The organism is Fangia hongkongensis FSC776 = DSM 21703, from assembly GCF_000379445.1.
Classification (GTDB): domain Bacteria; phylum Pseudomonadota; class Gammaproteobacteria; order Francisellales; family Francisellaceae; genus Fangia; species Fangia hongkongensis.
This window is the reverse complement of record NZ_KB902270.1, coordinates 77,171-99,095: the sequence shown is the minus strand read 5'-3', so window position 1 is coordinate 99,095 and position 21,925 is coordinate 77,171. Positions and strand designations below refer to the sequence as shown.

At 32.8% G+C, this 21,925-nt stretch carries 33 protein-coding genes; 19 read left to right on the top strand and 14 right to left on the bottom strand.

The genetic code is table 11. From position 1 onward, the window contains the following. Positions 1-19: 19 nt before the first annotated feature. The gene (locus tag A37Q_RS16390) at positions 20-172 is read left to right on the top strand and encodes a hypothetical protein (RefSeq protein ID WP_018300157.1); all 153 of its coding nucleotides are present in this window, start codon (positions 20-22) and stop codon (positions 170-172) included. On the opposite strand, the gene A37Q_RS0110110 is transcribed toward A37Q_RS16390, so the two are convergent. The 3 genes from A37Q_RS0110110 to A37Q_RS15245 all read right to left on the bottom strand — a co-directional run bounded on the left by A37Q_RS0110110 (position 159) and on the right by A37Q_RS15245 (position 1,234). Further along, positions 159-395, bottom strand: a complete 237-nt coding sequence (locus A37Q_RS0110110; RefSeq protein ID WP_018300156.1) for a hypothetical protein — start codon at positions 393-395, stop codon at positions 159-161. The genes A37Q_RS16390 and A37Q_RS0110110 overlap by 14 nt on opposite strands. 319 nt (positions 396-714) lie before the next feature. Then, positions 715-942, bottom strand: a complete 228-nt coding sequence (locus A37Q_RS0110105) for a hypothetical protein (RefSeq protein ID WP_018300155.1) — start codon at positions 940-942, stop codon at positions 715-717. Positions 943-1,075: 133 nt separating this feature from the next. Further along, a complete protein-coding gene (locus A37Q_RS15245; protein WP_018300154.1) occupies positions 1,076-1,234 on the bottom strand; it encodes a carbon storage regulator in 159 nt (52 codons plus the stop codon). A 112-nt stretch (positions 1,235-1,346) separates the two neighbouring features. Here A37Q_RS15245 and A37Q_RS0110095 point away from each other — a divergent pair, with 112 nt between their 5' ends. After that, positions 1,347-1,628: a hypothetical protein gene (locus A37Q_RS0110095; protein ID WP_018300153.1), complete on the top strand. Its 282-nt coding sequence runs from the start codon at positions 1,347-1,349 to the stop codon at positions 1,626-1,628. A 17-nt stretch (positions 1,629-1,645) separates the two neighbouring features. On the opposite strand, the gene A37Q_RS15935 is transcribed toward A37Q_RS0110095, so the two are convergent. From A37Q_RS15935 to A37Q_RS0110075, 4 genes are all read right to left on the bottom strand, one after another. Then, positions 1,646-2,554: a Rha family transcriptional regulator gene (locus A37Q_RS15935; RefSeq protein ID WP_018300152.1), complete on the bottom strand. Its 909-nt coding sequence runs from the start codon at positions 2,552-2,554 to the stop codon at positions 1,646-1,648. A 256-nt stretch (positions 2,555-2,810) separates the two neighbouring features. Beyond that, positions 2,811-3,203, bottom strand: coding sequence for a hypothetical protein (locus A37Q_RS0110085; RefSeq protein ID WP_018300151.1), 393 nt, complete (start codon positions 3,201-3,203; stop codon positions 2,811-2,813). Between the two features lie 28 nt (positions 3,204-3,231). Beyond that, entirely contained in the window at positions 3,232-3,741 is a 510-nt protein-coding gene (locus tag A37Q_RS0110080; protein WP_018300150.1) for a Panacea domain-containing protein, read from the bottom strand. 203 nt (positions 3,742-3,944) lie between these two features. Continuing rightward, positions 3,945-4,991, bottom strand: coding sequence for a ParA family protein (locus tag A37Q_RS0110075; protein WP_018300149.1), 1,047 nt, complete (start codon positions 4,989-4,991; stop codon positions 3,945-3,947). Between the two features lie 111 nt (positions 4,992-5,102). On the opposite strand from A37Q_RS0110075, the gene A37Q_RS0110070 reads away from it, so the two are divergent. Next, entirely contained in the window at positions 5,103-6,137 is a 1,035-nt protein-coding gene (locus A37Q_RS0110070; RefSeq protein WP_018300148.1) for a RelA/SpoT domain-containing protein, read from the top strand. A gap of 42 nt (positions 6,138-6,179) precedes the next feature. Here the strand turns inward: A37Q_RS0110070 and A37Q_RS0110065 are convergent, their stop codons facing one another. From A37Q_RS0110065 to A37Q_RS0110040, 5 genes are all read right to left on the bottom strand, one after another. Continuing rightward, entirely contained in the window at positions 6,180-6,773 is a 594-nt protein-coding gene (locus A37Q_RS0110065; protein ID WP_018300147.1) for an RloB family protein, read from the bottom strand. Next, on the bottom strand, positions 6,763-8,133 hold the full coding sequence (locus A37Q_RS15235) for an AAA family ATPase (protein ID WP_018300146.1): 1,371 nt from the start codon (positions 8,131-8,133) through the stop codon (positions 6,763-6,765). The genes A37Q_RS0110065 and A37Q_RS15235 overlap by 11 nt, the downstream gene beginning before the upstream one ends. Before the next feature lie 252 nt (positions 8,134-8,385). Next, positions 8,386-9,438 carry a hypothetical protein gene (locus tag A37Q_RS0110055; RefSeq protein ID WP_018300145.1) on the bottom strand — a complete coding sequence of 351 codons (1,053 nt, stop codon included), beginning with the start codon at positions 9,436-9,438 and terminating at the stop codon, positions 8,386-8,388. Then, positions 9,431-9,865 (bottom strand): NINE protein, encoded by a 435-nt coding sequence (locus A37Q_RS15930; RefSeq protein WP_018300144.1) that lies wholly within the window; start codon positions 9,863-9,865, stop codon positions 9,431-9,433. Before A37Q_RS15930 ends, A37Q_RS0110055 begins: the two co-directional genes overlap by 8 nt. A 338-nt stretch (positions 9,866-10,203) precedes the next feature. Further along, positions 10,204-10,800, bottom strand: coding sequence for a hypothetical protein (locus tag A37Q_RS0110040; protein WP_154648675.1), 597 nt, complete (start codon positions 10,798-10,800; stop codon positions 10,204-10,206). A 345-nt stretch (positions 10,801-11,145) separates the two neighbouring features. Between A37Q_RS0110040 and A37Q_RS15925 the strand changes: the two genes are divergently transcribed. Beyond that, positions 11,146-11,646 carry a DUF2441 domain-containing protein gene (locus A37Q_RS15925; protein WP_018300140.1) on the top strand — a complete coding sequence of 167 codons (501 nt, stop codon included), beginning with the start codon at positions 11,146-11,148 and terminating at the stop codon, positions 11,644-11,646. Between the two features lie 174 nt (positions 11,647-11,820). On the opposite strand, the gene A37Q_RS0110025 is transcribed toward A37Q_RS15925, so the two are convergent. Next, a complete protein-coding gene (locus A37Q_RS0110025; RefSeq protein ID WP_018300139.1) occupies positions 11,821-12,135 on the bottom strand; it encodes a hypothetical protein in 315 nt (104 codons plus the stop codon). Positions 12,136-12,381: 246 nt separating this feature from the next. Beyond that, positions 12,382-12,996 (bottom strand): LexA family transcriptional regulator, encoded by a 615-nt coding sequence (locus A37Q_RS0110020; protein WP_018300138.1) that lies wholly within the window; start codon positions 12,994-12,996, stop codon positions 12,382-12,384. A gap of 140 nt (positions 12,997-13,136) precedes the next feature. On the opposite strand from A37Q_RS0110020, the gene A37Q_RS0110015 reads away from it, so the two are divergent. From A37Q_RS0110015 to A37Q_RS0109945, 15 genes are all read left to right on the top strand, one after another. Then, complete coding sequence (locus tag A37Q_RS0110015) at positions 13,137-13,343, top strand: Cro/CI family transcriptional regulator (protein WP_018300137.1); 207 nt, start codon at positions 13,137-13,139, stop codon at positions 13,341-13,343. Next, a complete protein-coding gene (locus tag A37Q_RS15220; protein WP_018300136.1) occupies positions 13,333-14,259 on the top strand; it encodes a phage replisome organizer N-terminal domain-containing protein in 927 nt (308 codons plus the stop codon). The genes A37Q_RS0110015 and A37Q_RS15220 overlap by 11 nt, the downstream gene beginning before the upstream one ends. After that, positions 14,259-14,984 (top strand): AFG1/ZapE family ATPase, encoded by a 726-nt coding sequence (gene zapE, locus A37Q_RS0110005; RefSeq protein WP_018300135.1) that lies wholly within the window; start codon positions 14,259-14,261, stop codon positions 14,982-14,984. The genes A37Q_RS15220 and zapE overlap by 1 nt, the downstream gene beginning before the upstream one ends. A gap of 2 nt (positions 14,985-14,986) precedes the next feature. Next, entirely contained in the window at positions 14,987-15,286 is a 300-nt protein-coding gene (locus A37Q_RS0110000; protein WP_018300134.1) for a hypothetical protein, read from the top strand. Between the two features lie 287 nt (positions 15,287-15,573). After that, positions 15,574-16,059 carry a hypothetical protein gene (locus tag A37Q_RS0109995; RefSeq protein WP_018300133.1) on the top strand — a complete coding sequence of 162 codons (486 nt, stop codon included), beginning with the start codon at positions 15,574-15,576 and terminating at the stop codon, positions 16,057-16,059. Continuing rightward, on the top strand, positions 16,056-16,214 hold the full coding sequence (locus A37Q_RS16290) for a hypothetical protein (protein WP_018300132.1): 159 nt from the start codon (positions 16,056-16,058) through the stop codon (positions 16,212-16,214). The genes A37Q_RS0109995 and A37Q_RS16290 overlap by 4 nt, the downstream gene beginning before the upstream one ends. Continuing rightward, positions 16,211-16,573, top strand: a complete 363-nt coding sequence (locus tag A37Q_RS0109985) for a VRR-NUC domain-containing protein (protein ID WP_018300131.1) — start codon at positions 16,211-16,213, stop codon at positions 16,571-16,573. Before A37Q_RS16290 ends, A37Q_RS0109985 begins: the two co-directional genes overlap by 4 nt. Next, a complete protein-coding gene (locus tag A37Q_RS16285; protein WP_018300130.1) occupies positions 16,566-16,718 on the top strand; it encodes a hypothetical protein in 153 nt (50 codons plus the stop codon). Before A37Q_RS0109985 ends, A37Q_RS16285 begins: the two co-directional genes overlap by 8 nt. A gap of 4 nt (positions 16,719-16,722) precedes the next feature. Further along, positions 16,723-17,220, top strand: a complete 498-nt coding sequence (locus tag A37Q_RS0109975; RefSeq protein WP_018300129.1) for a single-stranded DNA-binding protein — start codon at positions 16,723-16,725, stop codon at positions 17,218-17,220. A gap of 29 nt (positions 17,221-17,249) precedes the next feature. Then, the gene (locus tag A37Q_RS0109970) at positions 17,250-17,684 is read left to right on the top strand and encodes a hypothetical protein (RefSeq protein ID WP_018300128.1); all 435 of its coding nucleotides are present in this window, start codon (positions 17,250-17,252) and stop codon (positions 17,682-17,684) included. Positions 17,685-17,688: 4 nt separating this feature from the next. Then, positions 17,689-17,970 (top strand): hypothetical protein, encoded by a 282-nt coding sequence (locus tag A37Q_RS0109965; RefSeq protein ID WP_018300127.1) that lies wholly within the window; start codon positions 17,689-17,691, stop codon positions 17,968-17,970. A 159-nt stretch (positions 17,971-18,129) separates the two neighbouring features. Continuing rightward, a complete protein-coding gene (locus A37Q_RS0109960; RefSeq protein WP_018300126.1) occupies positions 18,130-18,573 on the top strand; it encodes a hypothetical protein in 444 nt (147 codons plus the stop codon). Then, entirely contained in the window at positions 18,557-19,807 is a 1,251-nt protein-coding gene (locus tag A37Q_RS0109955) for a phage terminase large subunit (protein WP_018300125.1), read from the top strand. The genes A37Q_RS0109960 and A37Q_RS0109955 overlap by 17 nt, the downstream gene beginning before the upstream one ends. Continuing rightward, positions 19,804-21,123 (top strand): phage portal protein, encoded by a 1,320-nt coding sequence (locus tag A37Q_RS0109950; protein ID WP_018300124.1) that lies wholly within the window; start codon positions 19,804-19,806, stop codon positions 21,121-21,123. Before A37Q_RS0109955 ends, A37Q_RS0109950 begins: the two co-directional genes overlap by 4 nt. Further along, positions 21,080-21,826 (top strand): phage minor head protein, encoded by a 747-nt coding sequence (locus A37Q_RS0109945; protein WP_018300123.1) that lies wholly within the window; start codon positions 21,080-21,082, stop codon positions 21,824-21,826. The genes A37Q_RS0109950 and A37Q_RS0109945 overlap by 44 nt, the downstream gene beginning before the upstream one ends. Positions 21,827-21,925 lie beyond the last annotated feature (99 nt).

Genomic DNA, 21,925 nt, shown 5'->3' with positions numbered 1-21,925 from the left:
ATTTTAATGTTGGTTATTTATGGCTAAAAATGAAAAATCATCTCCTAGAGTAGCTAGCCTTGCTGGAAAGGTTTTAAGGCAAAAAACTTCAACTAAAACAGCCAAGACTTTAGCAGCTAGCGTTCTAACGCAATCACCAGATAAAAAACCAAAAAAAGTTAAGAAGAAATAGCTATAATCTCTTCAACGCTTTTTATTGGAATAACCATTACGCCAGATGCTTGGTTTCCACTGTCACCAATGTTTTGTGCAATAACTAAATTCGTTTCATCTTTTCTTAAAAGAAACCCGATTGTTTCGCACGCAACAGAACTTTGATTTTCAATTTCATCAATATATTGCCAGCTTGGTATTGGTTGACGGCTGTCAACCCACTTAATTAACACTTTTTCCATCTTCATCCTCTATAAGTTAGTCGTATCTCTTTTCAAATAAACCGTCATGCTGATATGGCAATCATGAGAAGGGCATTTTTTAGTGATGCTAGAAAATTTTATTTGCCCGTCATTCCTATCATGTTTAACAATTGATTGGGTTCGATGTTTCAGTAATTGGTGAGTTAATTGATACATATTGATTTCCTTTTGTTTCCAACCAACATCCGCCAGAAATATAAAATTTCCAGCGGTGTCAGCCCCGCAGCCATCGTACCCCCGATGTTTACATGGAACTATTTGGCAAAACCAAGAGGAGATTTGATCATGCCAAATTCATTCAAGCAGCATTTCTGCTATATAAATATTCTTGCGCCATTAGATCAACATCTACATGATTAATGATGTTTTCATAAAGAACCAAACCAACTTCAGCTCCATTCTGAGATATAAGCTCATCCTTTAGATTGCCGTAATCACAGCAGTTAAGGTCATAATCAATCAGCTCTCTAGATGACATTGAAAAAATATCATCAGCCATTTGATATAGAGTTTCTGAGTATGTCATGTCAATCTCCTTTTTTGCTATGTAGCCATATTTCATCTTTGGCAAGCTTTCTGCACATTAATCTAAATTAAAACTTTTAAGTAATATAAATTAACTATAGTTAATATTAAGGGCAAAAAAATCTATAGTCAAGCTATTTTTCATCTATTAATTCACTTCTTACAATATTTATATTTTTGGGTGCTTCAATTCCTATTTTTACAGCACCATATCTATCATGACCTAAATGGACTATCTTTATGACGCCACCTATGATAATTGATTGACCTTTTTTTCTTGTTAAAACTAGCATTGTATATTTCCTCAAGTAAATTATTTTTTACGTAACCTATGGTTACAAATTTAAATTGTTGTTAGCCATTTTTTAGATTATAATTAGTACAGAAATTTATAGGAGTCGATAAATGGATAAAAAAGAAAACGGTGTTTTAATAACACAAGATAAGATAGTTGACTTGCTTATGCATGCAGCTACACGTGATGAGGTGCAGACATCAACAACAAAGCTAGAGTCTAGAATAGATAGAGTAGAATCTAGAATTGATAGATTAGATAGCAAGATAGACACTGTTGAAGATAAGCTATTATCTAAAATGGATAAGCAGTTTATGTTCTTAATCAGCTTCATTACTGTATCCATAATTTCACCTATTGCTGTTGGTTTTATTAGTCACTACTTTAATTAGTTATTATCAATATGATCTTATTTTGTTATTGAAGGTAAAAATGGTGCATCAACCGCATTTCCAATGATATTATCGAATCCTTTCTCAATATTTGATTTAAAATGAATAAGAAAATCTTCATATGATTTTAAAAAATATCTAAATGACTTTAGTTCATTGTAAAATGGCATGCTGTCTATTTTTCTTTCCTTTAATGTAAGGCACAACTTATCAAGGTTTGTCTCACCAGATAATAGATATTCATAGCTAATGATGCGTTTGGGTTTAAATAGTGGTTTGTCATTAACCTTAATTAATTTTTCTAACTCATTAGGCGAATAGTCATAATCATAAGGTGAGTCATCAACCAATTTACACAAGTCTAAACATTGGCATTGCGTCATTTGATCGTATTTGTTTATTTGATATCTATCATGCAGCCAATCATAAAATGACTTATGCGTATCATGTGCTTTGCCGTATCCAACATTAACTTTACAGATTTGTTGAATGTGCTGCATTTGGGGAGGGGAGACTGTGTTGCGTGTGTAGCTAGACGATTCTAATTTCTTTATCTTATCTTGCTGGGCTTTTAGTTTGGTTTGCAACTCTTCCTGTTCAATCTCCTGCAATCGCTTCGCCATGGCATTAAATGCTTCGATGTATTTTTCTTTAATAGCTGCTGCTTTTTTGCCAGTAAACCCCATAACCAAAAACATAAACCCATCTTTAGTTATTGTGTAGACTTTTGAATTTCTAAAAACAGCTCCAGCCTTTATTTTTTCTGCGTGAGCCGAAAAGTTGGCTGATGCAAAATCACTAGAACAATCAAGTGAATTTATTTTGTCTAACACGTGAGTGTGGCGTTTATTAAAAGTTTCAGCAACAATTAAGCTAGTAGTTACAGGTTGACTATGATTGATTGATACGAGTGTATTTATGTCCATGATTCTATTCCTTTTCTTATTACGATATTTAATGTTCGGGCAGTTCGTAATCCGAAAAGGATGGATTCAACGCTATTCACCATAGGCTATTGTATTCACGTTACTACCCGAAACTTTAAAATAAAGCAGTCGGAAAATTTGACAACCTATGACGTGGTTAAACGTCCAATTCGGGTTACGACACCCACTTGAAAATTTATTATATAATTTAGGTTATGTCAAACGGTTTTTATATTTATTTTGGTGTTTGATAAAGCTATTGATTTCTTTTTTGTATAAATAACTTAATCGATTTAGAGGATATGTCGGGGAATCTAATGTATGTAGCAATAAGCAGCGATGATATTGCTAAAGTTATAATTGCATTGACCATTAACACGGTACCAACAATGTTTTGACTATACTTACTCATAAATCCACTAAACTCATAGTAATAGGTTAAAGCAATGTGCGCAGTAAATATGAATAAGCATATAGACCCAATCCATGTCCTAAACTTAAGATGCTTGTCAGTTAACTCTTTCTGCTTATCAGCGATATCTTTAATGTAATCATATAGTGCTTGATCTAACAAGCTATACTCTTGAGGCTCAGTATCTATCTCATTCACTGCGGCAGTTGGTATTTTCGTAGTATTATTTTCTATCATGTAAAAATCCATTTTCAGGTTGGTAAATTCACTGTATGCCTGGGCGTTTTTCACGAGACCTTTTAGGGCTGATAATTATATCATCAAATTCTTCCATTATAAGATCATGCGATATTTCATAAGCAAGTATATTTTTACCGTTTTCAACGTTATATGCCTTATCCCATGCTGCACCTTGTCTATGAGACCAGTCTGATAGAGTGAAAGCAGAGTGATCTTTAAATGTATTCCAAACACTTTCTAATACCTCAATTGTATCATTATCACTCTCTAGTATGCCTTTTGCATTAATAATGACAGGATCATTTTGTTTTATTGGATTTTTTTTATAATGTGAAAGTTGCTCATAAAGCATATTAATTACAGGTCCGTACTTCCATGCTTGTATGCTGTCACTGAATAGTGCTTCTTGAAAAACGGAAAGATGAAATCCTTGGGCAATATAGCAAAGTTTTAAAACTTTCATTTTAGTTATCTTTACGCCATTATCATTAGCTTTCATGATAAACCATTTGGCAATATCAATAGCCTTATACATAATCTAATCCCTTTAACCAATCCGATAAACTTATGTTAATAATTTTAGTTATTAAAAACCAAATCGTCAATTTGTATATGCAGTTTGACAGTTGCATTTGTTTTCAAAGATTGAGCTAATTGGTATACCTAAAGTCTTAGCAATCACAGACAACGGCACACCTTGCATGTACATATCGTAGCATTGTTTTAGGGTAGGGCATCTCATTTCGATAGTTTGCATAATTTTGACACTATTTCAGCAAGGTTTGAGAATAGTTTTTCAAATTTCTCTTGATTTTCTTTTGATTTTTCATAAACTACACCGCTTTGGTTAAGTTCTTCTTGAGTTAAAGTAAAAACAGGCTTTCTGTTTTCCTGAGCTTTTGCAATTAGTGAATTGAAGTCAGGGATACTAATCAAATTAAATGGTGATTCATCTTTTTGATATTTTCTAAAATCTTCCTCATTTATAACCATGTCGCATTTAGCAAGCTCATTTGCCAATATATTTTTTGATGCATGCTGTATTCTATCAACCCATACTTGGAATGATTTTGCCTTATCTTTATTTGTTGTTTTATGCGGTCTATATCTTTGAGAAATTATACCAAGCATTTTTGGTGGTGTTTTCGATAAAGAATTCTTTACTGTTGTTAATCTAAATGGTTTAAAATCATCATTCCATTGAGGGAGCATTTTAGATAGAGACTGAACTGCTTGATAGCAAAAAAAGTCTGGTGATGTTGGGACAATAAAGTAATCACTACTCATTAAAATACACCTATTTAATGCTGACGCGCTTGGACTCATATCAATAAGTACAACATCAAACTCATGCACTCTACAGGTTTCATTAATAGTAGCATAAAATGCGCCAACAAACTGTTGGGCAAATTGGACAAATCTACCGCCTGCTAAACCTATTGACAAAGACACATCAAGTTCTGCCATAGCAATATTCCCAGCAGCTAAAAACAAATTATCGTGTAAAGTTTTTGCTGGTTTTATTGATCTAGTATCAACAGTTGAACCAGAAATTATTGGCTCAATAGCAGCATATATATCATCATTGTGTTTACTATTGTAAAATGTATCAAATTCATTATTGTCCTGCAGCCCTAGAACATATGCCGTAAGATTGCACTGTGGATCAGCGTCTACTATAAGTGTTTTAAACCCACAGTTAGCCAAACTCCAACCTAAGTTAAAAGTTGTCGTTGTTTTGCTTACTCCACCTTTGTGATTGAATAACGATATTATCTTAGACACTAAATTCTCCATAATGAATTATTATTGTGAATATTATCAGTGATTATATAATATTAAACTAATCATTTTGCATTAACAATATTATTTGCTTTTTAGTATCATATATATAACATGAAGTTTTATATTGTATTAGAAAATCACAATGCTATGGTTACAGATGAGCAAACAATATCGAAAAGTGAGGCTGACAGGGCTGGAAAAGAACTCAGATTAGAGGTAACAAGCAGTGCTATGCAATCCCTATCTAATTGGAGGGCGATGCATGCACAACCTTTGAGTGCTGCTTATAAACTACTAAAGCAAAAGGCGCAATTTTTAGATAAAAATGTTATTCTCAGTCAAAGGTTAAAAAGAGCGCCATCGATTATACACAAGCTAAAACGATTATCAGGGATGAAACTTAGCAGAATGCAAGACATAGGTGGATGCCGTGCAGTGGTTGCTGATACAGGGAAAGCTATTAAGCTTCTTAATCAGCTTACTAAAAAAGCAATGAAATTAGAAAAAGACTATTTTAGATATCCAAAAGAGTCTGGTTACAGAAGTTTGCATTTAAGCTATAAATATAAGCCTATAAAGGAAGAAAACCTTAAGTACAAAGGGTTAACTATAGAAGTGCAGTTAAGAACAAAGGTGCAGCATGCTTGGGCGACTGCTGTGGAGATTGTTGGAATATTCAATCAACAGGGATTAAAGTCGGGTGATGGCGATCAAAAATGGCTAGAATTCTTCGCAAGGGTTTCTGATGAATTTGCCAAGATTGAAGGTCTTCCAACTACAGGACAATTTGATAGTGATGATAATATCAAAAAAATCATTGAGCTTAATGATCAACTTAATGCCTTGTCTACTTTATCGAAGTATCAGGTAACAACACAATTTATAGATAAAAAAGCATCAAACATTGGTGAGTATTATCTGCTAATATTGCAAGATAAAGAAATAAAAATAACACCATTTACTAAAAATAGTTATCAAAGAGCGATTGATACTTACTTGGCCTTTGAAAAACAATTTAATGATGATGAAAATACAGATGTAGTATTAATTAATGCACAGCCATTAAAACAGTTAAAAAAAGCATATCCAAATTATTTTGCAGATAGTCATGAGTTTATTAAATTAGTTAAGGAAGTTCTTAAATAACATCTCATTGCTTTATAAATTAGGAAAATGACAAGAATTAGATCATTTACTATTAATCATCATTTTAAGAAGCACATAAAGATTTGTACCACAAGTATCATATAAATCAAGCACTGAACCGTAGTCATTATTTTCTGCTACTGATATAGCATGGTTAATTTTTTCAATGCCAATGATAGAGCTATCTAAGTTACTATTATAATTTTCAATTAAATTTTTTAATTTGTTCTTACAATCTTGGCTATCAGATATTGACATATCAGTTTTTTTAAAGTGAAGTATTATCCAGTATTCAAAGCATGGATTGCTAAAGCCAACTCCTCTGTTATCAGGGGATTCTCTAACCCATTTATTGAGAGATATTATACTTTCTTTTGTATTGCTATCTTTATCTAAAATTATCCATATATTGTCAGATTTATTAGGCTTTTCTAATCTAATATATTCTTTTGCTTTTAACAGAAGATGCTCAGGTTGCGGGTGTTTTGGCTTTTGTATCTTGATAACAATGTCGTCAAGGAGTTGGTTAATTAACTTGAAATAAGCTATTTCAGTCTTCAACCCCTCAGGAATTATAACAAACAGCTTTTTATATCTTCTATGACCGCTTGATCTTGAAAATCGTCTATTTGGCACTAGGTTCTTCCCTGTTTAAAATTTGTAAGCTATGGTCAATTAAAATTTTAGGGATACCGCCCATTTTCCCTTGCAAGTAGCTTTTTCTGATATCTTTATCATTTCTAACATCTTTAAAATCACTAAAAGAGTATAGGCAAGAGCTTCCATCTATTCCTCTCTCTGTTACCCACATTTCATCCCTCCTCATAAATTTTTGATCCATAAGTAGCAAATCATGAGTTGAAACAATCAGTTGCGATCTACTTTTGTTATTGCATTTTTCAAAATAAAGATCAATTAAAGCTTTTGTTAAAATAGTATTTAAACTTCTTTCTATTTCATCAACGATATAAACTTTGTTAGAGGTTTCTTGTATTGCATCAAGCATAATCGGAAGTAAATCAATTAATCTCCTTGTGCCATCTGACTCATCATTTACATCAAATTTTAATGATTTTCCTGAGTCGTCTTCATGATATGTAACTAATTTATCTAGAACAATTTCTCCATTAGCATCTAGTTTGGCAACATATCTTTGTGTTTCATCAGTAAATTTAACTGATTTATGACGTGAAAGTAGTGTGCTTAATGTCTGTTTAAATTTATCATTTTCAGTACTATTAATATTTATACGGTCGAAGCCAAGTTTGGTTATTCCGGTATCAAGCATTGCTAATATTTTATTCATTTCAATATGTAGCTTACTTCCTTCATCAAAAAAATGTTCAAATAACTCAAACTTTGCTGTCGGTGTGACAATTTCAAGTTTATTATTAAACCAGTCATATACGTTAGCAAATATGTCTATTTGTTGATTTATTGTATTTGTTAAAAACAATCTATTTTCTGCCGTACCATCAGCAATCACTGCAATCCTATTTCCTACTTGATCATCCTTATTTATTTTATCGTGATATGTATATATGTATTTATTATGTTCATCATCAAAGATTCTTTTAAATAAGGTTTTTTCACTTGTGCTATTTATTTCAACAAGCTTTTCACTCATTACTTTGCGATAGTTAAGCGAAAATGAATATTCATATATTACTTCATTAATAAGCATTTCTATTTTGAAACTAGTTGGACTAGATCTTGAGCTCTTATCTAGCTTATATGGCTTAGTATGTGTTACGCTGTTTAATGTCAATTGGTTAACTACAAACTGTTTAACAAAGGCAAGCGCTTCAATTAAGTTTGATTTTCCTGATGCATTGCCACCGTAAATTGAACAAAATGGGAGAATTTTAAACGATTGACCAAATTTTGGCACTTTAGGTATTCTATGACTATGCTGCCTCTCATTGGTGCCAACCATTGTGAAAACGGTTTCATTCTTATATGACATCCAGTTTTTAAAAGTGAAATTTACAAGCACTTTATATTCCTATAGTATTTTTATCGTTATTTGAGAGAGTTTTTCTCTTTTACCAATAAAATATACTATATTTTTTAGCAGTGTAAAGGTTTTTAAGCACAATATTCGTACAAATAAAATTAAAATATACATAGTAATAAAATACAGTGGATTTTAAGCTTCCGAGCAGATGCCACTATTTCTAAAAGGTTTGATAGTATTCCCTATCGCTAGGTATTGTATTTCTATCAATGCTCGGAATTTTTGAAGTTATTAAACATTTTTGCTATCTAGTATTTTGCTATAATTAGTCCTCTTATAGTCATCAATCAAATCAAAAGCAGATTTTGACATTTTAGCAAACTCAATAATATATCCTTGTTCTTTATACCCATTGGTGTCGCCATAATACCCAATGCCTTTATAAACAACGAATTTATTATTAAAGGCACTTAATTTCATACCATTTATAAAGCTTTGATCGCTATCTTTTCTTTTCAGGAATATTTGATCTTGGGTATAGTCATTGACTAAAAATGCTGTGTTTCCAACAATGCTATTTATATAATAAAAATCAGCGTTTCCAGTATAAAGAACACAGTTATCATACTTGTTTTGATTTACTTTTCCTTCTCTTATGCTTGCAATCAGAGTCCTTATTTCTTCATTTAAAAAACAGCTGTAGCCATTTTCTTTAGAGATATACCCAAGTTTTGCAATTAATTCATTATAGGCGTCACGTTTCATTTTAGCGTAATATGCTTGTTGTTTTGCAAAATCCTGCTGTTCTTTTTTATTTTCCAATTCTTGCGCTAAAGCCTTTTGTTTCTGTATTTCCCTTTGCTTTGCGATGTCCTGCTGCTCTTTTTTATTTTCCAATTCTTGCGCTAAAGCTTTTTGTTTTTGTATTTTCCTTTGCTTTGCGATGTCCTGCTGCTCTTTTTTATTTTCTTCTATAAGATTATTGGACTCTTTGATGATCGACTGTTTATAATCAATAATCGCTGAGCGGTATGTAATATCCTGAATTTCTTTACCTGTAAAAGGACTGGTATAATCAGTTTTTTGAGATAGAGCATATTGAACGCATGAATCCTGAGCATTAAGGACCTTATTTGATCTAGCAATTTCGCTATTAGCCATTGCTTTTATACTGTTAGTTGACTCACCTTGCGGGAAAACATTTCTTAAAAAGTAAAAATCATATACATTGTTCATCTCGGGACTTGTTGATGGAGCGCAAAAAAATGCAGATGCTTCATTTTGAAAGTTAGCACAACCACTTATAAAAACTATGGATATAATCGGCAATATTTTTTTAAGCATTTTCCAATACCTTGCTTTTTTCTTTGATAAATTCTTCTTCAGAGATGGCCCCAGAATTTTTCAATTTTGATAACTTTTCAAGAATATCTAGGTGATTATTAGATTGTAGTTTGCTGTTAGATTCATTGTTACGGCTATATTCTTCAACAACGCTTAAATTAAATTCATTAATCCATTTTTGAACTTTAAAGGCATCTATGAGCCACCATATCATTACAGCAAAGATAATTGGAATACCTATAATCATGCCAATAACAGTGCAAATTAGTATCCATGCGACAATTTCCAGCACAAGCATGGTCACGCCATGATTCTTTTTGCAGTAGAATCGATGTGCGCCAAATTGCCCTAAAAAGAACCACAATATATATCCAACAGACATATTCATTTGCTTTGATTCAAGTTTTTTCTGTTCTATGTAGTCCATCTGTTTCATCCTATCATGCTGTTTGTAAATTTAAATTTTGAGCTCTTCTTAAAATGTCCTGAAGTCTGCTTTTCTTAGACTGCAAAAAAGCATAATTACCGTCATTGAACTGAATTTTGAATATGCAAATTAATATGGAGCAAGTGTTTGACCGTTTCTTCTTAAACCCATCAAAGAGTAGCTTGATATTAGAAATGTCATCAATAGAATAAACTATTTTATTAGCGACACAATTTGCAATGACAGCCTTAAATATCAACTTTCTTTTAAACAGATCAGGTATAATATGTTTACCAATACTTCCATATAAATATTTCATCATTCACCAACTAATGTGATTAGCTTTTTGAGTACTGCTCGTCAATAATATTTCCAAGGTATATTAGATCAAATAACTTCTGTTTTAATGATCCAAGCTGAGCAACGTCATGGAGGTACTGATAGTTATGTTGATAGTTAGTAGGGTGGGAATATGTGTCATATAGAACTTCTCCCCACATTTGACAATACTTGCTTATAGTTGTGTATGTTTGATCAGACATATAGATATCCCTTTTTAACGGTGCTGCATAATTAATAATCCCTTTGCCAATTTGAGTTATTCCATCTAATGAACACACCATTGAAGAGGCATATATTGGAGCAGCAGTTGATGGTATGTTATTTTCGGCAATACTTTTATAAACATCTTTCGTCATGGTTTTATCTTCCATATTGTCCGTTATCTTGCTTGCCGTTTCTGCCTCATGGTATCTTTGATAGCTAATATCAAAGTGGCGTATTGCCCACCTTGATTTGTTGGTAATTACTTCTGATGATTCGTTTTCATAAGCGTATAAGTTGCAAGCCGTTAGAAAAAATAAAATTAACATCAGTATGGTTGTTTTGATGAATACAGTGTGATATTGATGGTTAGAATACATTTTCTTCTTCATCCCTGTTTCGTACTTTTTCAAATATTTCACTAATTGGTATGTCCATGGTTATTGCTATATCAGATAGCGATAGGCCATTTGTATACATCTCATAGACTTTTTGTTCTATCATTCTTACTTTCCCATCTCATCACCCGAATGTAACCTAACTTAGGTTGTTCAGTATGCACATTCAGCATGGTATCGATATCTTGCATCCAACAAAAGCGTAAAGGTTACGATGTTTAATGATTGAATCCCAACGTCACACGGTGCATTTGTGCCAACAAACTGCTAAGGATTGTATGACGATGGGAAGCCTGATAGTATTTTTGTTGCCAACAAAATGTAACTAAGGAGTGATTTGTGTCAACTGGCGGCCATCAGCTTTACTGGACAACCAATATAAATATAGAAACTGGCGCAATAATAGAGCCAGGCGGACATAAAGCAAAATATATCAACTCATTCGTCATGAATGACAATGTTTACTTCATGTACTATGAAACAATTTTAGAACTAGTTAGACAAAGAAATTTCCCAGATAAACCTTCAAGGTATGACAGTCTTTTTGTCTGTAAAAGCCTTGATGATATTCATCATTTTATGAAGCAGTATAATAGGATTGGTCATTTCATATATAATATCAAACCAAAATCGCAAGAATTCAAAATACATCATGGAAATTTCAAATCTGTTAGCCCTCATAGATCATCAAAATTTTGCAATAAAAACGCTATAGGTTGTTATACGCATCAAGACTATCTTGATAATGCTTTTGATTATTGGTCTGGTGATAACATTGAAGACAATTGCATGGAAGTTTGCATAGCTTCTTCAATAATTCTTCTTGAAAAGATATCTTAAAATAATATTGATTTGTGTTTTTGACGTCTTCATATTTATTATCCTTAATTGAAAAATATACAGCTAGGTTTATAGTCATGTTTCGCAAATCAGATTCATTGACATTACTTAGAAGGTAATGCATATCAATTTCATTTGTTGTCATTTTAAATTTACCTTATTCAAAATTTCAGATTATTCAAAATATACTTTGTTAATTATTTCTTTAAGCATCTTTTCGCATTCTAAAAATTTACTGTTCGAATATAATAATTTATCAGGCAGTAGAAACCTTTTTTTCATGACTCCATAATTTGAAGCTTCTTGGTAAGGGATGGGCGGAAATGTTTTTATGTAATATCCATATGTCTCTCTGCATATTGACTGGTAAAATACATCCGACCTTGGTATTTCAGGTCGTTTTTTAGGTTGTGTATCTATTCTAACTTTCTGATCAACAATACCAGCATTAAAGTTATCAATGTGTTCCAGTGATTCTTTTGTTATCATCTCATCTACCGCATTATTAAATTAACAAATTACTAAACTAATACTTGACTTAAAGGTTGGTTTTAGCATTTCAATGTATCGATGGGAGTTTAGATTTTTGCATGTTTATGATGACCGATGTCATTTCATTTTTGGTTATCATTTGTTCCTTAAAAATTAATTCATGTTAACATTAATGTCAATAAAAATTTAATCGTAGTTTTAAAAAAAAATATAAATTAAGCTAAGTCATGATTAATATTGGCACTATTCTGGATGATAAGACCCAATAACTTTGCCTAGTATTTTAAAATTACCTTCTATAATTGGATATCTTGTATTTAATGGCTTAAGTATGTTTTTACCTCTATGGTTAGCAAAGTTTGCAAATATGATCTCGCCATCTTCCATCTCAGCTACAACATTATCTCCAAGATTAGCTTTTTTTTGTGTATCGCAATATACTTGAACTCCTTTTGGGTATGTCTTACCCATAGAGGACTCCATAGAGTCAGAATCAACCGAAAATGCAAATGTTTTATCACTGTGATCAGCTGGGCATATTATATACTTATCGTAAGAATTTATCTTATCCATCCGTAAAAATTCCTTAACATTGGTTAAATATATTATAGGCACTTTTTTAATTCCAATTTCAAGCATGTTGCTTATTTTTTTTGTTGTCTTCTTTTTTTCTATGAATTCATAAGGGTCAACATCAAGCATCTCACATATCCTCATAATATTTTCACTGTTGGGTGTTGTCTCTTTTTTTTCCCATTTATGAACGGCTACAGTTGATACCCCAGCGTATTCAGCGATTTCTTTTAAAGTCAATTTTTTTTGCTTTCTTAGCAATTTAAATTTATTTGAATCAAACATATCATGCCTTATTAGGTTATTTGTTTACTACTGTAGTTTAAGTTAAGTTAATAGATTATGGAACTATTTATATTTTTCTGTTGACTTTGCAAATTAACCAATGTTAAATAAAATTAACGAAAATAGATAACTAAAATTAAATGAAGAAGAAGGATGTTTTAGACTTTTTTGGCAAGGGGATAAAAGCAGCTGAATACTTTGGGATAAGTCCTGTAGCTATAACAAACTGGGGCGATATTATTCCAGAGAAAAGAGCCAGACAATTATCGATGAATTTCCCCGGATATTTTAAATTTGATCCAGAAATGTACCAAAGAAATAGTAGAGTATATCACCATGAATGTTAGGTGGATTAAAATATGCACTGACATTTTTGATGATGAAAAAATAAACTTAATTGAGTCATTGCCAGAATCAGATTCAATAATTGTCATATGGTTCAAGTTACTATGTTTAGCTGGCAAAAACAATAACAAAGGTGTTTTTACTCTCAATGAGAGAATACATTACACGGAAGAGATGTTTGCAACGATATTCAGGCGCAATATAAACACAATTAGACTGGCTTTAACAACATTTGAAAATTTTGGAATGATTGAGATTGTAAACAATGTTGTGACTATACCTAATTGGTCAAAGCATCAGAATCTAGATCAGATAGAAAAAAATAATGAATATCAAAAAAACTACATGAGAAAGTACCGCAGCAAACAAAAAGAAATCGCAAAAACTAACAGTAAAACTAACAGTAAAACTAACAGTAAAACTAACAGTAAAACTAATGTTAGCTCCCTAGAAAGAGATATAGAATTAGATAAAGATATATTAGAACCTAAAGGTTCTTTGTCGGGCAGCCCCGACGATGTGAAATCAAAAAGCTACCCCTATGCTGAGATTGTTAACTATCTCAATCAGAAAACTGGTAGTAATTATAAATCAACCAGTAAAAAAACACGTGAGCTAATACGCGCACGTTTTGCAGATGGACATGATCTAGATTCGTTTAAGCGCGCAGTTGATAATCAAGTAGCGCTTTGGTGGCATGATTTCAAAATGCGTCCTTATTTGCGTCCAGAGACTTTATTTAGCCCGAAAATGGACGGCTACGCCAACGCCAACGTGACGATAGAGCAGATAGCAGCAGCTCAGGGTAGTAAGTCAAATGGTTGCCCAAGAACTGGGCTGAATAACGACAATGGTCGATATGACATACCGGAAGGAGTTTATTACATTGATGCTGCGGAAAGAATGGGAGGTGAATAATGAAAGCACTAAATGATATTCAAAACAAACTTGCAGCAGCAAAAGAAAAGGCGATGAACATTTGTGACAAACACAAAAAAGAGTTTAGATTCGATTGTCCTGAATGTACAGGAGAAAGCGATGCATTGGCAGAACATCAAGCAAAACTTGATAAGCGAATCAAAGAGAGCGGAATGCATAAACGCCATCTGGAAGCAAGTTTTAACAACTTCAAACAGCAACAGGCAAAGCAGCAGTACAATATTTGTAAAAAATTTGCTGATAATTGGCAGCAGACAATGGAAGATGGTAAAGACCTTTTGATGTTCGGCAGTGTAGGAACGGGCAAAACGCATCTTGCCTGTGCTATCGCCAATCAAATCATGATGAAACACTATGCCCATGTTAAATATACAACTTTCATGATGTTGACTTTTGCGATGCGTGATGCTCAAAACCTACGTCAAAGCTTAACTGGGGCAATTAGCCAGCTTACAAAACCCGACTTGTTGATTATCGATGAAATTGGGCTAAAGGGCTTCACAGAATATGAGTTTTCACTCTTAAATGAAATTATAGATTTTCGTTACAGGGAAAAAATGCCAACAATTCTCGCAAGCAATATGAACTGGCAAGAAATTGTGTCAACACTTGGTGACAGAGTTGTTTCACGCATCTTTGAGTCGGGTGGTGGCTTAAGATTTAATAACGAAGACTACAGAAAAATAATTGCCAAAGGTGCTTAGCAATGAGACAGCAGATATTAGATATCCCAACTTATGAAGATTATGAGAGATTGAATGACAAGCTCGATAGCCTTCTAACCTATGTCAAAGTGATCGCTGAAAATGATGATGTTTTAATCACAATATCACAAGCAGCGCAAATAGCTGGAAGAGTGCCGAAATGGGTTCATGACCATATAGATGCTGGGAATCTAGAACTTGAACCAACAGAAGGCGTTAAAAAAATGAAAAGGTCTGTGTTTTTAGAGTTTTTTGCTAAGTACAAGCGTGGTGAGTTTAAAAACAAGAAAGGGAATTTATAGAAATGTCATTTAGGAAAGCAGTTAACGAAAAGTGTAAAGATTGTATCTATGACCCGCTAGACAGTGGCTCAGGAACTTGGAGGCAACAAGTGGAAAATTGCAAGTGCGTTGATTGTCCGCTATGGGAATTGAGACCAAAGTCTTCATCAAAAATAAACAGCAGCATGCTGGATGATGCCAAAAACACCCAATTTTCAGAGTAAAAAACAAAATATAGGCAAACGTACATCCAAATAATAAAAAATCAACAGATGGCTTTAAAACGCAATAAATGAGATAGGTGAAAAATGAAAACTTTAGAACTAACGAAAGAGCAAATAGAAGAACTATCACGTACAGGGCGTATAGAGGTAGGTTTAGACTATAGCGATAACTTAATGTGTAATTTAGAGATAGTAAAAAAGAATTGGGAGCCTAGAGGGGGAGCTTATCAGATCGGGTCGGATGGTTTAACTTTTTACGGGTATAAAGATAACCCAGAAGTTTGTGATTTTGGAATGTCTAGAAGAACTAAAGAGAATGCTACGAAAGCAGCTAAAAAGATGCGTACATTTAATAGATTGTTGGCTTATGTTGATGAATTTGATCCTGATTTTGAGTTCAAGCATGTAGAAAATGACGTTGAACATAACTGGTTAGTGTTCTTCGATCAAAATGAAAATAAATATGATTGTTATTACTATCCTGAAAAATTTTTAGGCGCTGTTTTCATGTCAAAAGAAGTAGCAAGAGAACTATGTAGAAAGCTTAATAGTGGTGATGTTGAGCTATGAAAATAAGCGAACTTGTGAAATATCTTGCCGAACAAAAAACAAAACATGGGGACTTAGATATTTTTGTGAACGAAGGATTTAACCAGTGTGAACCAGTGAATGATGTCATGGTCGTTAATTTTTCTGATCGTAAAAAGGGGATTGAGATTAGATGAGAATATCGGAGCACGATCATCAAAAAACAGTAGTATCGTACTGCAAAGCTAAAAAAATACCAGTGGTGGCAATTCCTAACGCTCAGGCGCTTAGCTTCTTAAATCGTGATGCAGCAATGAGAGTAGTTGCCAAACTTAAAGCTGAGGGAATGGCAAAAGGGTTCCCAGATATCCTAATACCCCTAGTATCAAACAATAAAAGCGGCTTATTTATCGAAATGAAATCAAGCAATGGCAGAGTATCACCAGAACAGAAAGAGTGGATATATCAACTTAACAACTCTGGATACAAGGCAGCTGTTTGTTATGGGGCAGATGAAGCAATTAAAACAATTGATGAGTATGTGAAAAATGCTTGAAATTAAATCACCAAAAGACCAATGGAAAGCAGCAAGAGCCATAGCAAAAATGGATAAAAATGGAGATATAAAACCACTTGATTGGCTAAAGATACCTAATTCAATTATCAAAAAATATTTTATGACAATAAACAAACGAGGGTGAAGAAGTGGGAAAAGGTACAGTAAACAAAGTCATAATCTTGGGTAGATTAGGTCAAGACCCAGAAATAAGATATACACAAAATGGCTCACCAATTGCTAATGTTAGCATTGCAACAAATGACGGATACAAAGACAACACATCAGGGCAATATATTGATGTTACAGAATGGCACAAGGTTGTTGTATTTGGCAAGCAAGCAGAAGTTGTCCAGCAATACTGCAAAAAAGGAAGCCAAATATATGTTGAAGGTCGTATTCGCACCAACAAATGGCAAGATAAAAATGGTCAGGATAAATACACAACAGAAATTCTCGCAAACAGTATACAAATGATTGGCGGTAATTCGCAAAGCAATGGCCATCCTCCTATCGATAGTTATGAACAAAATCAAATACCAAGACCATCAGATAAGCCAGTTACAAACGAATACGAAAAAGCAAAAGGAGGTAGCCCATCTCAACAACAAGTAAATGAATTCAAAGATGATGAAATACCGTTTTGATCTGTTGAAAATTAGGAGCAACTGCAATTATGAACACAAAATTAAAAATAAGTTTAATTACTGCAATGATATTATTTATATCTGGATGCTCCTTCCTTGGATCTGCGCTTGATTTAATTTCTTCTATGGGGTCCTCATCAAATAACAGTGGATCTCAAAAAACGCTTACAGTCGACACCGACCTAAATAATCAGCAGGGGGATAACAATTATACCGGACAAGGCGGAAAGGTTACAACAAAAAAAATTCAAAGAAGCAAAGTAGCTGGTAATGATCAAAATAATTTTCAAGCTAACACAATAACAATAAAAAAAGATAGCTTTTGGGAAATCCTAATATCGTTAATTATTGGCGTGGTTATAACAGTATTTATCTTTTGGATGATGCCTCAGCATCCACAGAAATTGTCGAAATGGGTTAAAAGCAAAATTGATAATGTAAAAGCAAAAAAAGCTAGGGGGTAAACAAATGGCTAGAATGATTAATAGCTATAAAATTGTAAAAAATAAATACAATATGGAATTACCAACTTTCTTAGTAAAGTGCATTCGACAAGGGATGACAAAAAAACAAATTGCAGTTTTAATAGGGTGTAATGACAGAAATATTTCTTATCTATGCAAGAAATATCAAATTACCATTAGATCTAAGGACTTTCTTAAAAAAAATAAGATTGAATCCATTAAAAGTCAGATTATGCGCTGTAAGAAAATTAACTCACTTACTGCTTTATATCGTGTTTGGAGATAGCTAAACGTCTTAAATAGTTGGGGGTTTTGATAAGCGTGTAGATATATATTAATATCAAAAAATAACTAACTTCTTTAAAATTATATGCTCAGATTCAGATTTGATGGTTCAAGAAAACATATAAAAATTGTAAGAGATGCTGCTAGGAAGGCGGATTCTATGCAACAGTATTGTGATTTATTAGGAATAACCACAGTTACTCATTATGATTGGATTAAGAAAGATTCAGAATCTAAGTATTTAAACGCTTACCGCGAGGGCATTACAGAGCGTCGACAACAGCTGGTAGATCAGTTAAATGAAGTTACCAGAGAAATGAGTGAAAAGTCAACATCTGCTCGTCTAGAAGCCATAAAATATTTGCTTGAGCGTCAAGATAGAATGTACATAGCAAATTTAAAAAGTATGGGAATAAACTTATCAGAAGGAACAGATCAAGAAAAAATTTCAAAAATATACGACTGCTATCACCAGGGGCTTATAAACAACGATACAGCAAAGATGTTGCTATCAGCATTAAAAACTAAGTCAGATATCGATAATCCTAATGCTGGAAATCAGCAAATAATTTTAAAGATAGATAAAGATGACGGAAAGCTTTGAGAAGACAGCTAAACAAGTTGAGGCTACAAAACTTCATGCGTCAGATGCTTTACATGTCATGCTTTACGGTGGTTCTCGAAGTGGAAAAACTTTTATTTCAGTGAGAAATATAGTTTTGAGATCTTTAAAATGCAAAAGCAGACACGTCATACTAAGGCTTAGATTTAATCATGTTAAAACTTCTATTTGGCATGATACACTTCCAAAGGTTATGGATAAGTGTTTTAAAGATGTTCAATATAAGCCAAATAAAACTGATTTTTATTATGAGTTCTCAAATGGTTCTCAACTTTGGTTGGGTGGTCTTGATGATAAAGCCAGAGTTGAAAAAATATTAGGTAATGAGTATTCAACAGTGTATTTAAATGAATGCTCACAGCTAAGCTGGGAAAGCGTAAATATTGTACTAACAAGGCTTGCTGAAAAAACAGCTCTTGAAAACAAAATGTATTATGACTGTAATCCACCAAGCAAATCGCACTGGACCTATAGATTGTTTATTGAAAAAGTTGATCCTATAACAAGAAAAAAACTATCTAATCCCAATGATTATTCTTCTTTAATTATGAATCCACGAGACAACCAACAAAATATTGGGAAATCATATATTGAAAAGGTATTAGGTAGCTTAAGTGAAAGAGATAGACTTAGATTTGAAAAAGGACAATTTTTAAGTGATGTCGATGGCGCATTATGGAATCAAGATTTAATTATACAAGCTCAAGCGAAAGAGAAATGTGAAGAAAAAGTGACAGTGGTTGCAATTGATCCTGCAGTTACAAATAAAGAAAATTCTGACTTAACTGGAATTATAGTTTGCTCTGGTAATGGCAGAGAAGGAAATATTATCGCTGATTATTCAACAAAGGCATCTCCTGATACCTGGGCGCAAATAGTCGTTAATGCATATGATAAGCATTGTGCTAATTATGTTGTTGCTGAAACAAACCAAGGTGGTGATTTAGTTGAGGCAATTATTAAAAATAAAAGAAGTAATATCATGGTTAGAAAAGTGCATGCTTCAAAAGGAAAGTTTTCACGTGCAGAGCCCGTATTAGCTTTATATGAACAAGGTAAAGTGAGTCATTTTGATGGTCTTGGAGAATTGGAGCAAGAATTGACTGAATACGTTCCAATGAAAAGTGATAAATCTCCAGATAGATTAGATGCCATGGTATGGGGTATGACGGAGCTTGTTTTAAACTACAAAGAACAAAGAGTATTAGTTCTATGATTTTTTTTAGCAGAAAAAATAAAAAACAAAAGTTAGAGCAGAAAAGTTATGATGCCCTTTCAAATTTTTGTGAAGAATCTTTCTCTAATTATTTATTTTCAGGCAGTAATTATGATCTTGGTTTTATCTTACTGAACTCTTACTACAAAAAATGTGGTCCAGTTAATGATGCGATAGATAGAATTGCAAAGGAATTTTCAAGTATTGAGCCAAAGCTGTATGACAAAGAAAAAAAAGAATTCATTGACACAAATATTTTGAGTATTCTAGACAATCCAAATGTTTCAATGAATAAATGCCAATTTTTAAAAAACATAGCAATCACATACCTTGTTACTGGCAATATTCTATTAACAGCATCAGGAGTTACTAAAATACAAGAGTTAAGCTATATTGAGCCACAATATGTCACTATACAGTCTAATAAGCTAAACGATATAGATTATATATTAGTGAATAAGGATTATTATTCAGATAAATTTACGGTAAAAGAAACAAGTGATTCTAATTTTCTTATTTCTCAAAATCAGAATAAAATAGGGGTGTTTTTAAGAGAATATAACACCTCTTATAACTATTCAAATCAATTTGGATTATCTAGATTATTACCAATAAGTGAAGATATTGAACAATATTTACTATCGGCTGATCACAACAAATCGATACTAAAAAAGGGGGCAAGATTAAGTGGTACTTTGACAACGGAAAACGCCCTGAATGATGATCAAGTAGAAAGATTAAAGGAACAAATTTCAAGGTATTATTCTGGAACTGCTAATGCTGGTAATGTCATGGTTCTTGAAAGTGGCTTGAAATTTACTGGCACAACGATGACAAACGTTGATATGGACTATAAATCCATGAGAGATTCAGTTGTTACGATGATTTACAGAAAGCTTGAAATTCCTTTGGCATTAATTTCGGAAACATCAATGACATATAACAACTTAGCAGTTGCCAATTTAATGCTTTATGACAACGCTGTTTTGCCTTTGGCTAAAATGATATACAGCCATCTTGAGGACCTTATTTTTTATCATACAAATACTGATAGTGATAGATATCAAATAACATATGATGAAAATTCAATTCCAGCTCTTGCATTTAGAAAGTCTCAAATTATACAACAGAAATCAGACTCAAATGCTTATACCTTTAATGAAATAAGGGCTATGAGAGGCGATCCAAGACTAGATAGTGGGGGAGATGAAATTTATATGCCATCAAACAATATCCCCGTTGCTGATAATACTTACGATAGTTTGAATAATAATGAAGAAACCAACGAAGAATCAGCTGATAATAAGGCACAATAAAGAGCTTGGTAAAAAACACAAGCAGGAAAAAAAGCTGTCCTATTTGCTTTTAACTTTGTATAAAAAAATACTTTCTGATTTAGTTGATCAATATAGGAAGGCTAAAACTGGGGTAAATGCTTTTAATTATGCGAGCAATTTCACTAATACTTTGCTGAAGAGCTATAATGAGACTGGTAAATTATTTTCTACTGGAATTATTAAACCTCTCAGCCTAGACGGGCCACAAAAAAAAGCAGTAAACAAGAAAACAGATGATGATTTTAAATTACAATCAACAAAAGAAATAGCTATCGTTATTCCACTCATACTTGAGACATTGCAAAAAGATATAAATAATGCAATACATCATGCAGTAAATAAAAAATCTCAAATTAAGGAAATATCAAAATATTTTAATTCTATATCAAGATCAAGAATACAGAACATATCAACAACAGAAACACAAAAATCAGCAGAGCTAAAAAAAGAGGTCGAAGCATTATCACTTCAAAATCTAGAATATTATGTAGCAAGAAAAACTTGGGTTACTATCTTAGATGGAAGAGAAAGGGCTTGGCATGGCGATGTTTTTGGGCAAACTGTCCAATCTGGAGAGCTTTTTATCGTTAAAGATCAATTGTTGTCAAGACCAGGTGATATTTCACATGGAGCCACCGCAGATAATGTCTGTAATTGCAGGTGTTCAGCTATTTATTATTGATAGGGGATTTAAATAGTAGTAATGATTACCGTAAATAATGATCATATTAAATGATAATGTCTAAAGTGTGTGGTTCAGTTGCATCGAAAAATACAATCA

Bases quoted from the DNA above. Each gene is read 5' to 3' on its own strand.
- A37Q_RS16390 (WP_018300157.1), top strand. From the start codon at position 20: ATGGCTAAAAATGAAAAATCATCTCCTAGAGTAGCTAGCCTTGCTGGA.
- A37Q_RS0110110 (WP_018300156.1), bottom strand. From the start codon at position 395: ATGGAAAAAGTGTTAATTAAGTGGGTTGACAGCCGTCAACCAATACCA.
- A37Q_RS0110105 (WP_018300155.1), bottom strand. From the start codon at position 942: ATGACATACTCAGAAACTCTATATCAAATGGCTGATGATATTTTTTCA.
- A37Q_RS15245 (WP_018300154.1), bottom strand. From the start codon at position 1,234: ATGCTAGTTTTAACAAGAAAAAAAGGTCAATCAATTATCATAGGTGGC.
- A37Q_RS0110095 (WP_018300153.1), top strand. From the start codon at position 1,347: ATGGATAAAAAAGAAAACGGTGTTTTAATAACACAAGATAAGATAGTT.
- A37Q_RS15935 (WP_018300152.1), bottom strand. From the start codon at position 2,554: ATGGACATAAATACACTCGTATCAATCAATCATAGTCAACCTGTAACT.
- A37Q_RS0110085 (WP_018300151.1), bottom strand. From the start codon at position 3,203: ATGATAGAAAATAATACTACGAAAATACCAACTGCCGCAGTGAATGAG.
- A37Q_RS0110080 (WP_018300150.1), bottom strand. From the start codon at position 3,741: ATGTATAAGGCTATTGATATTGCCAAATGGTTTATCATGAAAGCTAAT.
- A37Q_RS0110070 (WP_018300148.1), top strand. From the start codon at position 5,103: ATGAAGTTTTATATTGTATTAGAAAATCACAATGCTATGGTTACAGAT.
- A37Q_RS0110055 (WP_018300145.1), bottom strand. From the start codon at position 9,438: ATGCTTAAAAAAATATTGCCGATTATATCCATAGTTTTTATAAGTGGT.
- A37Q_RS15930 (WP_018300144.1), bottom strand. From the start codon at position 9,865: ATGGACTACATAGAACAGAAAAAACTTGAATCAAAGCAAATGAATATG.
- A37Q_RS0110040 (WP_154648675.1), bottom strand. From the start codon at position 10,800: ATGAAGAAGAAAATGTATTCTAACCATCAATATCACACTGTATTCATC.
- A37Q_RS0110025 (WP_018300139.1), bottom strand. From the start codon at position 12,135: ATGATAACAAAAGAATCACTGGAACACATTGATAACTTTAATGCTGGT.
- A37Q_RS0110020 (WP_018300138.1), bottom strand. From the start codon at position 12,996: ATGTTTGATTCAAATAAATTTAAATTGCTAAGAAAGCAAAAAAAATTG.
- A37Q_RS0110015 (WP_018300137.1), top strand. From the start codon at position 13,137: ATGAAGAAGAAGGATGTTTTAGACTTTTTTGGCAAGGGGATAAAAGCA.
- A37Q_RS15220 (WP_018300136.1), top strand. From the start codon at position 13,333: ATGAATGTTAGGTGGATTAAAATATGCACTGACATTTTTGATGATGAA.
- zapE (WP_018300135.1), top strand. From the start codon at position 14,259: ATGAAAGCACTAAATGATATTCAAAACAAACTTGCAGCAGCAAAAGAA.
- A37Q_RS0110000 (WP_018300134.1), top strand. From the start codon at position 14,987: ATGAGACAGCAGATATTAGATATCCCAACTTATGAAGATTATGAGAGA.
- A37Q_RS0109995 (WP_018300133.1), top strand. From the start codon at position 15,574: ATGAAAACTTTAGAACTAACGAAAGAGCAAATAGAAGAACTATCACGT.
- A37Q_RS16290 (WP_018300132.1), top strand. From the start codon at position 16,056: ATGAAAATAAGCGAACTTGTGAAATATCTTGCCGAACAAAAAACAAAA.
- A37Q_RS0109985 (WP_018300131.1), top strand. From the start codon at position 16,211: ATGAGAATATCGGAGCACGATCATCAAAAAACAGTAGTATCGTACTGC.
- A37Q_RS16285 (WP_018300130.1), top strand. From the start codon at position 16,566: ATGCTTGAAATTAAATCACCAAAAGACCAATGGAAAGCAGCAAGAGCC.
- A37Q_RS0109970 (WP_018300128.1), top strand. From the start codon at position 17,250: ATGAACACAAAATTAAAAATAAGTTTAATTACTGCAATGATATTATTT.
- A37Q_RS0109965 (WP_018300127.1), top strand. From the start codon at position 17,689: ATGGCTAGAATGATTAATAGCTATAAAATTGTAAAAAATAAATACAAT.
- A37Q_RS0109960 (WP_018300126.1), top strand. From the start codon at position 18,130: ATGCAACAGTATTGTGATTTATTAGGAATAACCACAGTTACTCATTAT.
- A37Q_RS0109955 (WP_018300125.1), top strand. From the start codon at position 18,557: ATGACGGAAAGCTTTGAGAAGACAGCTAAACAAGTTGAGGCTACAAAA.
- A37Q_RS0109950 (WP_018300124.1), top strand. From the start codon at position 19,804: ATGATTTTTTTTAGCAGAAAAAATAAAAAACAAAAGTTAGAGCAGAAA.
- A37Q_RS0109945 (WP_018300123.1), top strand. From the start codon at position 21,080: ATGAAGAAACCAACGAAGAATCAGCTGATAATAAGGCACAATAAAGAG.